The organism is Ulvibacter sp. 2305UL32-6, assembly GCF_058148545.1.
On the sequence record NZ_JBYVKA010000007.1, the window covers coordinates 1 to 15,271 of the forward strand.

The 15,271-nt window shown below is 37.1% G+C and carries 12 protein-coding genes; 7 read left to right on the forward strand and 5 right to left on the reverse strand.

Translation table 11 applies throughout. The features are described from left to right. Positions 1 to 11: 11 nt before the first annotated feature. On the forward strand, positions 12 to 1,016 hold the full coding sequence (locus ACY2RU_RS16550) for a PorP/SprF family type IX secretion system membrane protein (protein ID WP_490139670.1): 1,005 nt from the start codon (positions 12 to 14) through the stop codon (positions 1,014 to 1,016). 66 nt (positions 1,017 to 1,082) lie between these two features. Here ACY2RU_RS16550 and ACY2RU_RS16555 read toward each other — a convergent pair whose 3' ends face one another. Continuing rightward, a complete protein-coding gene (locus ACY2RU_RS16555) occupies positions 1,083 to 2,201 on the reverse strand; it encodes a vWA domain-containing protein (protein WP_490139596.1) in 1,119 nt (372 codons plus the stop codon). Between the two features lie 43 nt (positions 2,202 to 2,244). Further along, on the reverse strand, positions 2,245 to 3,279 hold the full coding sequence (locus ACY2RU_RS16560) for an SIMPL domain-containing protein (RefSeq protein ID WP_490139597.1): 1,035 nt from the start codon (positions 3,277 to 3,279) through the stop codon (positions 2,245 to 2,247). A gap of 195 nt (positions 3,280 to 3,474) precedes the next feature. Between ACY2RU_RS16560 and ACY2RU_RS16565 the strand changes: the two genes are divergently transcribed. Next, a complete protein-coding gene (locus tag ACY2RU_RS16565) occupies positions 3,475 to 5,682 on the forward strand; it encodes a histidine kinase (protein ID WP_490139598.1) in 2,208 nt (735 codons plus the stop codon). An 18-nt stretch (positions 5,683 to 5,700) separates the two neighbouring features. Then, positions 5,701 to 6,432: a LytR/AlgR family response regulator transcription factor gene (locus tag ACY2RU_RS16570; RefSeq protein WP_490139599.1), complete on the forward strand. Its 732-nt coding sequence runs from the start codon at positions 5,701 to 5,703 to the stop codon at positions 6,430 to 6,432. On the opposite strand, the gene folK is transcribed toward ACY2RU_RS16570, so the two are convergent. Then, positions 6,425 to 7,552 carry a 2-amino-4-hydroxy-6-hydroxymethyldihydropteridine diphosphokinase gene (gene folK / locus ACY2RU_RS16575; RefSeq protein WP_490139671.1) on the reverse strand — a complete coding sequence of 376 codons (1,128 nt, stop codon included), beginning with the start codon at positions 7,550 to 7,552 and terminating at the stop codon, positions 6,425 to 6,427. The two genes, ACY2RU_RS16570 and folK, sit on opposite strands and share 8 nt — an antisense overlap. 156 nt (positions 7,553 to 7,708) lie before the next feature. Between folK and ACY2RU_RS16580 the strand changes: the two genes are divergently transcribed. Together ACY2RU_RS16580 and ACY2RU_RS16585 are read left to right on the forward strand one after the other, a co-directional pair. After that, positions 7,709 to 8,422, forward strand: a complete 714-nt coding sequence (locus ACY2RU_RS16580; RefSeq protein WP_490139600.1) for a queuosine precursor transporter — start codon at positions 7,709 to 7,711, stop codon at positions 8,420 to 8,422. Positions 8,423 to 8,455: 33 nt separating this feature from the next. Beyond that, complete coding sequence (locus ACY2RU_RS16585) at positions 8,456 to 11,086, forward strand: AsmA family protein (RefSeq protein ID WP_490139601.1); 2,631 nt, start codon at positions 8,456 to 8,458, stop codon at positions 11,084 to 11,086. Here the strand turns inward: ACY2RU_RS16585 and ACY2RU_RS16590 are convergent. Continuing rightward, positions 11,083 to 11,877 carry a DUF2797 domain-containing protein gene (locus ACY2RU_RS16590; protein ID WP_490139602.1) on the reverse strand — a complete coding sequence of 265 codons (795 nt, stop codon included), beginning with the start codon at positions 11,875 to 11,877 and terminating at the stop codon, positions 11,083 to 11,085. The genes ACY2RU_RS16585 and ACY2RU_RS16590 overlap by 4 nt on opposite strands. 42 nt (positions 11,878 to 11,919) lie before the next feature. Here ACY2RU_RS16590 and ACY2RU_RS16595 point away from each other — a divergent pair, with 42 nt between their 5' ends. Then, positions 11,920 to 13,440 carry a GH3 auxin-responsive promoter family protein gene (locus tag ACY2RU_RS16595; protein ID WP_490139603.1) on the forward strand — a complete coding sequence of 507 codons (1,521 nt, stop codon included), beginning with the start codon at positions 11,920 to 11,922 and terminating at the stop codon, positions 13,438 to 13,440. Positions 13,441 to 13,756: 316 nt separating this feature from the next. Continuing rightward, positions 13,757 to 13,942 carry a hypothetical protein gene (locus ACY2RU_RS16600; protein ID WP_490139604.1) on the forward strand — a complete coding sequence of 62 codons (186 nt, stop codon included), beginning with the start codon at positions 13,757 to 13,759 and terminating at the stop codon, positions 13,940 to 13,942. 81 nt (positions 13,943 to 14,023) lie between these two features. On the opposite strand, the gene clpX is transcribed toward ACY2RU_RS16600, so the two are convergent. Beyond that, entirely contained in the window at positions 14,024 to 15,256 is a 1,233-nt protein-coding gene (clpX, locus tag ACY2RU_RS16605) for an ATP-dependent Clp protease ATP-binding subunit ClpX (RefSeq protein WP_490139605.1), read from the reverse strand. Positions 15,257 to 15,271 lie beyond the last annotated feature (15 nt).

Sequence of the window (15,271 nt, forward strand, 5' to 3'; positions counted from 1 at the left end):
GACAACTAACTATGAAACTAAAAAAAACCTACTTTTTACTATTGCTATTAGCAGTAGCCCCATTCGTTTATTCACAAGACGGAATCCCTGTGTACTCTGAGTATTTAGCGGATAACTTATATATCATACACCCTTCTATGGCAGGGGCAGCTGCGCATAATCAGGTGCGACTTACCGCCAGAAAGCAGTGGTTCGACCAACAAGATGCTCCTAATTTGCAGACCTTGAGTTTTAATGCGCGTTTAGGTGAACAATCTGGTGTAGGAGCTATTCTTTACAATGATAAGAATGGATATCACTCACAAACGGGAGCATATTTAACGTATGCGCATCACTTAATGTTTTCAAGAAGTGAAGCGGATCTTAATCAACTTTCATTTGGATTAAGTGCCGGTATAACACAATCTCGTTTAGATGAAACAGAATTTGATCCTTTGGTATATGATCCCATTATCGCAAACATTATTCAGAGTTCTTCCTATTTTAATGTAGATGCAGGGTTCTCATATAACTTTTTAAATTTTTCTGGACACTTTACAGTGAAAAATGTTTTATTTCAGAATAGAAACTTATTTTCAGAGGAGTATGAGTCTAATAACCAACGTCGTTATATCTTAGGTGCTGCTTATGCTATTGGACAGTTTGGTGCAGTTTGGTCTTATGAACCTTCAGTTATGTTTCAGTTTCAAGAGCGCACGGGAGAACAAGCGTTTGATATTAACTTTAAAGCATACCGAGAAATGGATTTTGGAAAACTTTGGGCAGCGCTCTCATATCGTCGTAGTCTTGACGGTTCTGAATTTGTTGATGGTGCGGGTATTGGAGATCAAAAACTTCAATACATTACACCCATAGTGGGTGTGAATTACAAACAATTTATGTTTGCTTATACCTATTCACAACAAGTAGGAACAATCAAATTTGAAAGTGGTGGTCACCACCAGATCACAATTGGTTATGACTTCCTTGGAGGAAGACCTGAACCTTACGATTGTAATTGTCCTGCAATTAATTAAAAAAAAGCGCCTCTGAACAGAGGCGCTTTTTTTATGAGTTATTTTATAACATGAATTCTTTTTCGATTATTGCCATACATAATTTTTCTTAGCCGCTTGCTTCTTTAAAGATGTTATCATGGCAGCTTCCAAACCATTTGTGTCGCCACTTTTTTGGGTAGCGATAAAGGTTCGGCGCTTTTCATTAAGTTTTGAGATCTCTGATTTAATTTCTTCACGCTCCTCACGTAGCTCTTCCAAATAACTTCGGAGTTCAGCTTCCGATTTCCCACGTAGCGCTTCCGGTAATTGATCTTTTTTTAAAGAATTATAACTAAAATCTTCTTTTTCTTCAGCGTCAACCAGATCCCAAGAGCTATTTTTGTATAAATGCGACCCCTTACTTACAGTACGGCTTACAGCATTGGCTTTGCTATAATCGGCTGCATTTGCATCTTGTTCACCTTGTACACGCACCTTTTGCTTTCCATAGGCACCATAGGGCACATAAGTGTTATTTAAACGCACATTAAGTTGTAAAATCACATCGTCATATGGAGAGGCTATATGTACGGTTTGCTGATTGTGATTGATAGACATATAATCACCATAAGCCAATTTAGCACCATCTCGCCAGTATGAATCAATTCCTTGTTCGTGTTTTCCGCAGAAAATAGTATTAATTACCACATCTTTTTCTTTTGCATTTGTAGCGGCATCTTTATAGTTGATTTTTCCTTGCGTAAATGGCTCATTTCCTGCGATAAATATCATTTTTAGGTCATCTGCGTCGTTACCCCAATCAAGATTGTCTAAAGAAGCTTGAATTACAGCTCCACAATATTCGCTCCCTCCATTTGTAGTTAAAGAGAATAATTCTTTTGAAACATCGTCAAGGTCATTTGTAAAGGAGAGTATTTTCCGAAGATACCCGTCGCGTTCGGCCAATCGATCGTTTCCGTATTCATATAAAGCGATCTCTAATTGTGGACGCTCACCCTTGCATTTTGCATAAGAGAGTTCGTTGACAATTTCCCAGAGCTGAGCCTTGGCCTGATCAATGAGGCCATCCATACTATTGCTAGTGTCAAGTAGAAGTGCAACACGAATGGCTTGCTTTTTAACTACTGAAGCAGAAACTGGATCTCCAGCCATAGCTACTTCTTTTTTCGTTTCAGCTTTGCACGAACTTATTATCAAGCTCATTGTACAAAGCATTATTAGCGTTAACTTTTTCATAGTGTTTAAATTATTTGTTTGTATTTAATTGTTTGATGTCAATATTTCCATCTGGAGAAACCACGTAATACACAGGTTTAATTTCAGTTTTTACGATAGGTTCAGTTTTATCTTCGGGTTTTGGCGTGTAAACTAGTTTTATGTTCATTCCAACTTGAATTACCGGCTCCAAAATGCTTGGATTAATGACCAAATCATAATCGCCATACGAAAGCGGGTCATAGTAGTAAGAGGTTTGTTTCGTTACCTTCGTCACCTTATTTTGTTTGATCGCCTCAAATGAAATACTGTTAAAGGCTTGGTAGCTTTTATAAAAATCTTTCGGAAAAAAGCAATACTTATCGTCTGCCAGTGCTACTGTATAATTATCCATATCAAAACCAAGCATAGTATAATATGCTTTCTTTTTATCTATAAGTTTGATAAGACCAGTTTGTAGTTCATTATATACCGAAGCGATATCTTCAATATAGTAATCTACTTTTACCAAATTGTATATTTCGTTCTTAGCACAGGCCGTTAGGATGGCTTCAAACTGATTGGTTTTTGAAAAGCGAATGTGTAGGTTTTGCTGTAGTTCAAAGCCTTTTGGTACCTCGTTGTATTTTTTACTGAAGATTTTTTTTTCAACCTCGATATCATAAACGGGAACGAAGGAAATAACATCTATCACAATGTCTTCTTCGGAAATACCTTCGGAAAGTAACAGGGCTTTTACGGCATTAATCCGACCGTTAATTAGATCATTTGCCTCTTCCGCAGAGCTGCCAATTTGCGAAAGATTAAATACAGCGGTAAACGAAGTGGCAGTTACATTTTTTAAAGCTTTTAAGTCGATAGTTAATGTAGTAGTAGGATTTATCGGTCTATTTAATTGTTGCTGAACCACTGGGTTATAAATAGGTGCATTACCAAGTGCAGCTATATTTTGCCGAGAGACTACTTCCTCAAGTTGCTGTTGGTTGTAGTTTCCTTTGTGCTGTGCCTGAGCTAATTCAGAAAAAAACAAAAGGCAAGCAAGTATTAAATAGGTATATTTCATCATCTTTATTTATGGTGTAAAACTAGGACGGAAGTATTTCAGAAAAAACCATAAATGAGGTAGTCCCTTTTTTCAATGAGTCAACATAACGCGTCATTGAGTAAAGTGCTACTTTTGAACTCTAAAACACTGTTAATGCTCGTATCGTCGTTTTTCAATGCCGCATAAAGTATGTATGTTTACACTTTCTAATAAATTATGAGAACCTTATTTTTAGTGCTATTTTTTGTTTGCTTCGGAATGTCGGGCGACCTTATGTCTCAAAATAAGAGTGTTCGTTCTTCGAGCGCTAAGCAGACTTTTGCACTACGCGGTAAGGTGATAGAAGCTGAAACATTTTTGCCTATTCCAAAAGTGAATATTGAGATTCTGGGCGGTGATTATACAACGACCAATAATGCTGGGGAGTTTTCTATTCGAGCTAAAGTTGGCGATGAACTTATTATAAAGAATGACGATTTTAAAACCGTGTACTATACGATCAAGGATGGGCAGAATATTACTGTTCAAGTTGAGCAAGCCGAACCCGAATCGGCACCAATATCTTCCAAAAAGTTTATAAAACGTTCCCGAAATGATTTTGCCGACAATATTGATCAGGCGAAAGCCAGCTTAAAAAACGACGCAAAAAAAAGCATTGAATTTGTAACTATGGCCTTAGAGTCAACAGGCAAACAGGCTACCGCAGTACAAAACAGGATCGCGTTTGAGACCCTGGGCGATATTTACACCTTTTGGGGACAACCAGATCTTGCCGTTGACAATTATAAACGGGCCCTTTCTTCAGAAAATAACCTGGAAACGCGCATTAAGCTTGCAAAAGCTTTTATGAAAAATAAGAACTATCAAGAGGCAATAGCCGACTATAAAGATCTGCTAAAAAGCAATCTTTCAAATTATCAAAAAGTCGAAGTTTATGAAGGTTTAGGTGATACATATTCGGCTACGGGTGATTCAAAAAAGAGCGTTGAAAATTATCGAAAAGGCTTAGAAGTTGCCCAAAAGCACGCTATCACACCGAAAGTAACCGATCTTAATTCAAAAATTGGACAGGCATATGCACAGGGAGGAGAAAAACAAGAAGCAGAAGAATACTTTGGAAATTCTCTGAAATTAGCCCAAGGCGAAAATAAAAAGCGTGCAGTTGAAGAAAAAAATCAGGTAGCCGATTTTTATAATGCGAACCGAGATTTTGATAAGGAAATCCAACTTCGATCTGAAGCTTTAGAAGAAATAGAATCATTAGAAGATGATGTGATTTCTGAGCCGGTTGATGAGGCCTTGACTCCGCAACGACAAAATTATAAAATTGCGAATGCCTATGTGGCCCAAGAAAAATATGCAGACGCTATTCCTTTTCTAAAAAAGAGTATTGAAGAAGCCGATAAGAAATCTGATTTAGTAGTAGAAAAGGATGCTACCCGGAAGCTTTCTGAGATCTATCGTGACCTAGGGGATTATGGAAAAGCCGCTGAAAGTTATGAACGCTATGTAGAAGTGGTAGACGAATTATATATTAAAAAGGAGCAGGAGATCTCGCAGGCGGCCCGTTTTAGCCGGGAAATTGCCTTAAAACAGAACCGAATTACCAGTCTGGAAAACGAACGGTCGATCAATGAAAGTAGATATCAACTCGCCTTTGAAAATCAAGAATTAATTCAGAAGAACAATCGCGTACAAAAGTGGGTCATTGGGTCTTTGATCTTGATCGCGCTACTATTATTATTTACAGCCTACAATCAATATAAAGGTGTAAAGCAACAAAAGTATGCCAATAATTTACTCGCGCTAAAATCGTTGCGAACGCAAATGAATCCGCATTTTATTTTTAATGCGTTAAATTCAGTAAATAGCTTTATAGCGAGTAGTGATGAGCGCACAGCAAATAAATACCTCAGTGATTTTTCACAACTTATGCGATCGGTTCTTGAAAATAGTGACGAAGATTTTATTCCGTTGTCTAAGGAAATTGAACTTCTCGAATTGTATACCAAACTTGAACATTTTCGCTTTAAAGATAAATTCGACTACACGATTACGGTTGATGAAAACTTACAGGTAAATGAATTTGTAATTCCTCCAATGCTTTTGCAGCCGTATGTAGAAAATGCAGTATGGCATGGTTTGCGCTACAAAGAGGAGCGTGGTACATTAAAGATTCATTTTAAGCAGTTAGATTCAGAAACGGTAGAAATTTCAATTGTCGATGATGGAATTGGGAGAACAAAATCGATGGAGTTTAAAACCGATAACCAAAAGAAACAAAAATCGAAAGGTATGGGGAACATCAAAAAACGAATCTCTATACTAAATGAAATGTATAAAGATAAGGTGGATGTACATGTTACCGATGGCATGGAAGATGCTTCAGGAACTCGCGTAGAGCTTATTTTAAAGAAAGATTAAACCTAATAATCACCACCTATGAAACTAAGAGCCATCATTGTAGAGGATGAAGAGACTAGTAGAGAAATCTTACGCAATTATATTGGTAAATATTGTCCTACTGTTGAAATTCAAGGAGAAGCCGCCAATGTTGATGAAGCCCTGATCTTGATCAGAAATAACGAACTTGATCTTGTGTTTTTAGACGTAGAGATGCCTTATGGAAACGCTTTTGATCTACTTGACAAGGTGGGTGACAGAACCTTTGAGACCGTTTTTGTTACTGCCTACAATCATTATGCAATTGATGCACTTAATGCACATGCGTCATATTATTTGCTAAAACCTATTTCAATTGACAAGCTTATAGAGGCGGTCGATTATGTTTCAGAAATAAAACAAAAGGAAAATAGCCTTCAAAATACGGTGCTAAAACCGAAACTCACTCAGGTTGAAGGGAAGATCACCATTCCGTTGCAAAACGGATTTGAAGTCTTGCAAGTTGCCGATATTTTATACTGCCAAGCAGATGATAATTACACCAATATTTACCTTTCTAGCAGCAAAAAACTGGTTAGTAAGACCCTAAAATACTTTGAAGATATTTTAAAGGAAAGTGGCTTTGCTCGGGTGCACAAATCTTATTTGGTGAATGTCAATGCCATCACTGAATACAAAAAAGGAAAAGGAGGAAGTGTAGTACTCTCTAGTGGTAAAGAGATCATGGTCAGCCCTTCAAGAAAAAAAGAACTTCTCGCCTTTTTTAGTTAAGGATCAGCTTTATTATCGTGAGATAATCTTTTCGAGACCGAACAAAATCCATTTCAGAGATATCAATGATCTTGATATTGTCATTGTGTTGTGACTTTATAAATTCAAGGTATCCTTCGTTTATTTTCTGAAGATAATGTGCCTCGATCCCTTGTTCATAGTTTCGCCCACGTTGTTTTATATTTTCTAATAAGCGATCCGTATTTTGATACAAATACACATATACATCAGGTTTTGGAAGCTCCTTATGCATCAAATGAAATAACTTCTTATATAGATTGTACTCCTCGTCTGCCAAGGTAACCTTCGCGAAAATTAACGATTTATAAGCATCATAATCGGCAATTACACAATCTTTAAACAAATCGAATTGCGCGATATCTTCAAGCAATTGCAAGTAACGATCTGCTAAAAAAGACATCTCTAAAGGAAAAGCATACCGTGCCTGATCATTATAAAATTTTGGAAGAAAAGGATTGTCTTTAAAGCGCTCTAGAATTAATTTTGCATTAAAATCGGTTGCCAATAAACTGGCCAAACTGGTCTTTCCGGCTCCTATATTTCCTTCAATGGCGATGTAGTTAAATTTTGATAAATCGTAGTCTTTTTTAGGATTTCGCAACCATTTCGATTGTTTTACCACTACACTTTCATCCTTTGTTTCTGAAAGTAGTTTTACAGCATTTTTATGTAATACCGGATGGACTATTTTTGCATTGACCTCCGCCAATGGTTGCAATACAAACCTTCTGTTCGCTATTTCAGGATGTGGTATGACCAGGTCTTTTGTTTGCTTTACTTCGTCATCATAAAACAAAATATCAATATCAATGTTACGTGAGGCATATCCTAAAGCATTTTTACGTTCCCGACCCTGCTTTTTTTCTATAAGAAGGATCTGTTGAAGTAGTTTTCTAGGTGAAAGGGTAGACTGTGCTAAAAGAACACAATTTAAAAAATCACCTCCTTCAAAACCAAGTGCTGGAGTTTCATAAACAGAAGAGATCTTTACGATGGTGCCTATCTCTTCAAAAATAGCATTTACTGCTGCTTGGAGGTGTTCAAAGCGATTGCCAATATTGCTGCCTAGCGAAAGATATATGTTATGTGTTGGTTTTATAACTTGGTTATTGGACCCTCGTTACTGTTTTACGGGGGTTGATTAGTAACATTGTTGAAATCGCTGGCACCTTATAAATAAGACTCTCTCGAATTTAAGACGAAATTAAGGAAAAGAAAAACACTGACCATTATCTTTGTTATTATAGACAGAATTTTGGCGACACTCTCAATAAAAGATAAGATACTTGCCGACCGTATCTACTTGATCTTAGCGGCCTTATTCATAGCTTCGTTGGTTGTGTCTAATTTGATCTTTCAAAAGTTTTTTTATTGGGACTTCTTCGGAATATATACTTTTGAAATTTCTGTAGGTATTTTACCTTACCCCATCACCTTTCTTATAACAGACGTCATTAGCGAGATCTATGGAAAGAAAAAAGCCAATCAAGTAGTCACCGCAGGAATTTTTGCGTCGTTCTTTTCATTGCTAATTGTTTTTGTAGCCGATACTGTGCCAGCAACCTCGTGGAGTCCTATTGACGATCCTGTGTTTTCAAAAGTTTTTGGAGCCACGGCCATTGCCGTTTTTGCTTCTATGATGGCGTATTTATTGGCCCAGTATATCGATATTCAGATTTTCCATTTTTGGAAAAGACTCACCAAGGGAAAACATTTATGGCTTCGGAATAATTTCTCAACTTTTCTGTCGCAATTTGTCGATACCTTCACGGTACTTTTGCTTTTGTGTAGCTTCGGAAAAATTGAATGGTCGCTTTTCGGCAGACTTTTATTAGGCGGGTTTTTATTTAAAGTACTTATAGCAATACTCGATACGCCCGTACTCTATCTGGCCGTTTTTGCCTTCCGAAAGCGTTTTGGTTTGGCTATGGGGGAGGAAATTCCGCAGTTGAAAACACAATATGTTTAATTATAAAATAATCGGCGTTCGCGCTATTCTATCATGAAGAAATTTTTTAAGATCATCGGAATTATTCTTGTACTGCTTATCATCTTTTTGGCTGCCGCTCCATTTTTATTTAAGGGCACTTTTGAAAAACTGATCAAGCAGAACATCGATAAAAATGTCAACGCCGATGTTTCATGGCAAGCGTTCGATTTGAGTCTTTTTAAAGATTTTCCAAACGCTGCTTTGATCATCAATGATTTTAGCGTGGTTAATCGCGCTCCTTTTACTGGTGACACACTCGCAAGTGGAAAAGAACTGCGTTTAAACATGGGCATTACACAGTTATTAAAAGGAGGCAATGACGCGATCAAGATTGATGGGCTTACATTTGATGAAGCTTTTGTCAATATAAAAGTAGATTCGTTGGGTAATGCTAATTACGATATTGGTGTCGAAAATGAAAACACAGTTGGCACTAATAATGAAGCGTCTTCGGAAGGTTTTACATTTAATTTACAGCGCTACGAACTCATCAATTCAAGAATTAACTATTTGGACGAGTCTACAAAAACCTTCTTAATGTTGAAAAATGTTAACCATACTGGGAAGGGAGATTTTTCAGTAAATCAATCAGAATTAGAAACCATAACCACTGCTTTAGTTTCCTTTAAGATCGATAATGTTGAGTATTTAAGTGAAAACAGCGTGACCTTAGACGCGCTCTTTCAACTTGACCTTGAGAATCAGAAGTACACTTTTCTCGAAAATGAAGCAAAGATCAATGAGCTTCCATTAACTTTTAACGGATATGTTCAAGTGAATGAAACCAACAACGAGATCGATATTTCGTTTAAAACACCTTCATCAGACTTTAAAAACTTTTTAGCAGTTATTCCGAAGGAATATGTAAAAAATTTAGACGGCGTAACTACAACGGGTAATTTTACTGTGGAAGGTAACCTTAAGGGCATTGTTGATGATACTTATATTCCTAAAATGGATATAAAAGTTCGAAGTGATAACGCGTCTTTTAAATATCCAGATTTACCGAAAGCAGTTAAAAATATTTCTATTTCCGCAGATCTCTTAAATACCACGGGCTTGTTAAAAGATACGTATCTCGATATTGGCGGACTAACATTTAAAATAGACGACCAGATATTTAAAACCAGCGGAAGCATAAAAAATCTAACACAAAACGCCTTGATAAACCTCGCCATTCAAGGAACACTTGACCTTGCTAATATTGAACGTGTGCTTCCTATTGAATTAGAGCAGGATCTCAGCGGAATTTTTAAGGCAGATGTTACTACAAGTTTCGACATGGCTTCTGTGGAAAACGAACAATATCAAAACATAAAGACGAACGGAACGGCAAGCTTGTCAAATTTTATTTACACTAATGCCGCTTTTAATAATCCGATAGAGATCTCAAATGCCGCGATCACTATGTCTCCGGGAAATATTCAGTTAAATGAATTGAAAGCCAAAACCGGTTCGACCGACGTGCAAGGTACCGGAACGATTCAAAATTTGATCCCGTGGATCATGGCGAAACAAGATCTAAAGGGACGTTTTAATATTAAATCGAACACCTTTGATCTAAATGATTTTATGGCTGCGGAAACTACTTCTTCTGGTCAGAAAGCTTCAAATACCAACGTCTCACTTACCGACGATAGTATTAAAATACCTGACTTTTTGGATGCAACCCTAGACTTTCAGGCAAACAAAGTGATCTACGATGATGTTGTATTGGAAGATGCGAAAGGAACCGTGGGAATTAAAAACGAAACTGCTAATTTGAGTAATGTCACCTCGCGTATTTTTGGTGGAACTATTGCGCTTGCTGGAAATGTGAATACTCAAAATAAAGTGCCAACCTTTGCAATGGACCTGGATCTTAGCAAGATAGACATTGATGAGTCCTTCGGAAAATTAGCGCTACTCAAATATATTGCGCCAGTCGCAAAAGCATTGGATGGAAATCTAAATACCACGATAAAATTGAGTGGTGAGTTGGATGAAAATTTTACACCTAAATTGGCTACTATTGCTGGAAGTGCTTTAGCACAGATATTAACGGCCGAAGTTAATCCTGCGCAGGCTCCATTGCTATCTAAGCTGGGTGAAAAGGTTTCTTTTTTAAATTTGGATAGATTAAGTCTAAAAGATGTTACTACGGCACTGTCGTTTAAAGATGGAAATATTGAAGTGCAACCGTTCACTTTTGATGTAAAGGGAGTAAAAATTACCGCAGGAGGAACTCATGGTTTAGATAAGAGTGTCAATTACAATCTCAGTATGGATGTGCCCGCAAAATATTTAGGAGGGGAGGTAAGCAGCCTATTGGCCAAGTTAGATCCTGCCGAAGCAAACGCAATGACGGTTTCTTTACCTGTAGGTATAACAGGAACCATGACAAATCCGCAAATAAATTTAAACACCGAAAGTGCAGTAAAAGCATTGACACAAAAACTTATTGATAAGCAAAAACAAGATTTAAAAGATAAAGGAACCGATATCTTAAAAGATATTATTGGAGGAAGTTCAAAGCCAAAGGACAGTTCAGGAACTACAAAAACAGACCCAGTTAATACAACAACGGAAGTTGTAAAAGATATTTTTGGCGATCTCTTCGGAAATAAAAAGAAAAAGAAAGATTCGGTAAAGGGCGGAAACTAACTTATTTGCAGCCGCACAACATAGCCCTCACTGCCTCGAACATTAAAAACAGTATCGTCTTCAAAGATGAGGTATTGTCCTTTAATTCCTTTTAGAACCCCTTCATAACTAGGTGTTTTGATGAGGTTTAAACTCTTGGGCTTCTTAGGGTAATGTAATACAGGGAATTCCATATGGGTCTCCGAATTATTAGCAATAAAGTATTCTTTTGCTTCCTCAGGGATAAAAGACCTTAACTTTTCACGCCATTCTACAAGATCCACATCTTTAATTTCATTTTTAAGCATGGTTCGCCAATTTGTTTTATCAGCGACATGATCTTTAAGGGCAACTTCCGTAATTCCTGCTAAGTAGCGATTAGGAACTTCTACGATCTCAATGGCTTCATGTGCACCTTGGTCAATCCATCTTGTGGGAATCTGTGCTTTTCTTGTTACGCCAACCTTGACATTACTACTATTTGCTAGGTAAACAACATGTGGTTGCAGTTGTACTCTTTTTTCATATGCAAGGTCTCTATCTTCCTTTTCTAAATGAGCGGTACTTAATTCTGGTCGCATGATCCAGTCGGCTGCCTGTGGAATTTCATAAAAACAATCATAACAAAAGCCTTGGCGATAGATCTTTTTATCGAGATGGCAGTTCAAACATTCGTTGCCAATATGAGAAATAGATAGTTTTTTATCTAAAAGTTGGTTCATTTGAAGAAAGTCGTTGGCAAAAACCAAATAGTACTGAATTGGACTTCCAATTTCGGTTCGCATTTTTGTTAAAACACCTTCGTATTGCATAGAATAAAATTGTATTTTTAAAGCATAAAGATAGGTCAAAATATGCCAATCCCATTAGTAAATTCAATCGCTTCATGGTTCTTAAAGAAGCGCTTTCATCAAATTGAACTTTTTCTGAAATATCCTATTGAGGTTCAGGAGGAATTGCTGCACAGTCTTATTAATACGGCGCGAAATACCGAAATAGGAAAGCAATACGAATTTGAAAGCATAAAGACCTATCGGGAGTTTGCCGAGAGGGTTCCTATTACAGATTATGAACAAAATCAAGCCCGAATTGAACGGGCGAGGCGAGGGGAGAGTAATATTTTTTGGCCAACTCCTATCAAATGGTTTGCAAAATCGAGTGGAACAACAAATGCAAAGAGTAAGTTTATTCCTGTGAGTAGTGATTCGTTAGAGAAGTGTCATTATGCTGCAAGTAAAGACTTATTATGTATGTACTTAAACAACAATCCCGAGTCACAGTTGTTTGTTGGTAAAAGTCTTCGTTTAGGAGGAAGTAAGGAGTTGTATCAGGAAAACGGTACCGTGTTTGGGGATCTTTCGGCCATCCTGATTGATAATATGCCCTTTTGGGCCGAATTTAGTAGTACGCCAAGCAGTGAAGTTTCTCTGATGGGCGATTGGGAAACCAAGATGCAGGCCATTGTAAATGAAACTATTTGGGAAAATGTAACAAGTTTGGCAGGCGTACCGTCTTGGATGCTGGTATTACTAAATAATGTTTTAGAAACTACTGGAAAGAAAAATTTGTTCGAAATATGGCCAAATTTGGAAGTTTATTTTCATGGAGGCGTGAGTTTTGACCCCTATGTTGAACAATACAATGCAATTTTACCACGGGAGTCATTCCGTTATTATGAGATCTATAATGCTTCGGAAGGGTTTTTCGCGATTCAAGACAGAAATTCCAACAGCGAATTAATGTTAATGCTTGATTATGGGATCTTTTATGAGTTTATCCCGATGGATGCATATGGTTCAACTTCAGAAAAGATCATTCCGCTTTCCGAAGTAGAAATTGGAAAAAATTACGCAATTGTAATTACTACAAATGCTGGCTTATGGCGTTATAAAATTGGCGATACTGTACGATTTACCTCTGTTAGTCCGCATCGAATTAAAGTAACAGGGCGTACTAAGCATCATATTAATGTATTTGGGGAAGAACTTATTATAGAAAATGCCGAAGCAGCGCTTCGGAAGGCATCCTTTCAAACACAAACCGAGATCGTTGATTATACAGCGGCCCCCATTTTTATGGAAGGTAGAGAGAAAGGTGCGCATGAGTGGATCATTGAATTTAAGACCCCTCCAAAAGATTTTAATGAGTTTTCTGAAATTCTCGATACTGCTTTGCAAGAAGTTAATAGTGATTATGAAGCCAAACGCTTTAATAATACTACCTTAAATCCCCCTAAAGTGCACTGCGCTCGTGAACGTTTATTCTATGATTGGTTAAAAGATAAGGGGAAATTGGGCGGGCAGCATAAAGTGCCTCGTTTGTCAAATACACGTGATTATCTAGAGGAATTGATCGATTTAAATGGTCTACAGTAAGATCTGCTTTTTGATTCCTTCGGAATATAATTTCGTTTCCATTTGTATCTCTACTAACTCAATATTTTATTGGTAGATTTTTTAGAAACAATACTTCTTTTAAAGAACGGATGATTTGTTCTGATATTTAGCTCGATCGACGAACGACATCTTTTTCGGCTCAAATACTGCGTTTTAAAACGATGTTTTGTGGTCTTTAATCGATTTTTAAGAAAATCGATGTATTTCAACGAATTTCGAACTCACTTAAACTAAAAGTTTTGGTAGTCCTTTTCTTACGGAGTATGTTTGACCTGTTCAAAGGAAATAACCTCACATGAAAAGAATAATTTTTATAATAGCAACTGTAGTTTTAACCATCTCGATGACCTCTTGTGGTAGTGCGGTTAATCTAAAAAATAGCGATACCGATGTTGCTGGATATACATTGAAAAATAAGACGGAATTGTTGGAGCAGAAAATATTGAATAGAAAGTCAAAAACAGTGATTGCTATTCCGTAACCGATTAGTTTAAGTTAAGTTCAATAAAAAGCCTCAAACGGATTAATGTTTGAGGCTTTTTTATATTTAAGTAAGAGTTTGTTATGAAACGGCTTTCAATTTCTTGATGGTCGCCTTGTTCAGTTTTTCTTGAACGTATTCCTCAGTAACATTTAAAATCTTATCATCTGTTCCAGGTAGTTCGTACATGGCATCAGTTAAAACAGCTTCACAAAGCGAACGCAGGCCTCTAGCACCTAATTTGTATGCTATTGCTTGATCAACGATAAAGCCTAGAGCTTCTTCAGTCATGACAAGTTCTATGCCGTCCATCTCAAAAAGCTTGATATATTGCTTTATAATGGCGTTTTTAGGTTCTGTTAGAATCGCACGCAATGTGCCCTTATCAAGCGGATTCATATGGGCAAGCACTGGTAATCGCCCAATAATCTCCGGAATGAGTCCGTAATCTTTTAGATCTTTCGGGATAATATATCTCAAAAGATTATCGCGATCTAGGTATTCTTCTTTCATCGTTGCACTAAAACCAACGGCTTGCATATTAAGGCGTTTCGAAATATGACGCTCGATTCCATCAAAGGCACCTCCCGCGATAAAAAGAATATTTTCTGTGTTTACTTCAATAAATTTCTGATCTGGATGTTTTCTACCTCCTTTAGGCGGGACATTAACTACAGTTCCTTCCAAAAGTTTTAGAAGCGCTTGTTGAACACCTTCACCACTTACGTCTCTTGTAATTGATGGGTTATCGCTTTTACGGGCGATCTTATCGATCTCATCAATAAAAACAATACCGTTCTGTGCTTTTTCAACATTGTAATCTGCTGCCTGTAAAAGGCGTGTTAGGATACTTTCAACATCCTCACCTACGTAACCAGCCTCGGTCAATACGGTTGCATCTACTATTGCTAAAGGAACGTTTAACATTCGTGCAATTGTTTTAGCGACCAATGTTTTTCCAGTTCCTGTTTGCCCAACAATGATGATATTACTTTTTTGAATTTCAATATCGTCATCCGTTTTAGGTTGTAATAATCGTTTGTAGTGATTATAAACTGCAACCGACATTACTTTTTTGGTATGTTCTTGGCCGATCACATAATCATCAAGAAATTCTTTGATCGATTTCGGCTTTTTGAGCATAAGCTCTTTAGATAATTCATTGTTGGTAGAATGCAGCGCCTCTTCTATTACAATACCGTGTGCTTGTTCAATACAGCGATCACAAATATGTGCATCCAAACCTGCAATAAGCAAGTTGGTTTCGGCTTTTTTACGGCCACAAAAGGAACATTCTAATTCTTCTTTCGACATAAATATCGGTTTAGC

What these genes read in the sequence shown, in the direction of transcription:
- ACY2RU_RS16550 (WP_490139670.1), top strand. Translation starts at nt 12, where the DNA reads ATGAAACTAAAAAAAACCTACTTTTTACTATTGCTATTAGCAGTAGCC.
- ACY2RU_RS16555 (WP_490139596.1), bottom strand. Translation starts at nt 2,201, where the DNA reads ATGAGCTTGATAATAAGTTCGTGCAAAGCTGAAACGAAAAAAGAAGTA.
- ACY2RU_RS16560 (WP_490139597.1), bottom strand. Translation starts at nt 3,279, where the DNA reads ATGATGAAATATACCTATTTAATACTTGCTTGCCTTTTGTTTTTTTCT.
- ACY2RU_RS16565 (WP_490139598.1), top strand. Translation starts at nt 3,475, where the DNA reads ATGAGAACCTTATTTTTAGTGCTATTTTTTGTTTGCTTCGGAATGTCG.
- ACY2RU_RS16570 (WP_490139599.1), top strand. Translation starts at nt 5,701, where the DNA reads ATGAAACTAAGAGCCATCATTGTAGAGGATGAAGAGACTAGTAGAGAA.
- ACY2RU_RS16585 (WP_490139601.1), top strand. Translation starts at nt 8,456, where the DNA reads ATGAAGAAATTTTTTAAGATCATCGGAATTATTCTTGTACTGCTTATC.
- ACY2RU_RS16590 (WP_490139602.1), bottom strand. Translation starts at nt 11,877, where the DNA reads ATGCAATACGAAGGTGTTTTAACAAAAATGCGAACCGAAATTGGAAGT.
- ACY2RU_RS16595 (WP_490139603.1), top strand. Translation starts at nt 11,920, where the DNA reads ATGCCAATCCCATTAGTAAATTCAATCGCTTCATGGTTCTTAAAGAAG.
- ACY2RU_RS16600 (WP_490139604.1), top strand. Translation starts at nt 13,757, where the DNA reads ATGAAAAGAATAATTTTTATAATAGCAACTGTAGTTTTAACCATCTCG.
- clpX (WP_490139605.1), bottom strand. Translation starts at nt 15,256, where the DNA reads ATGTCGAAAGAAGAATTAGAATGTTCCTTTTGTGGCCGTAAAAAAGCC.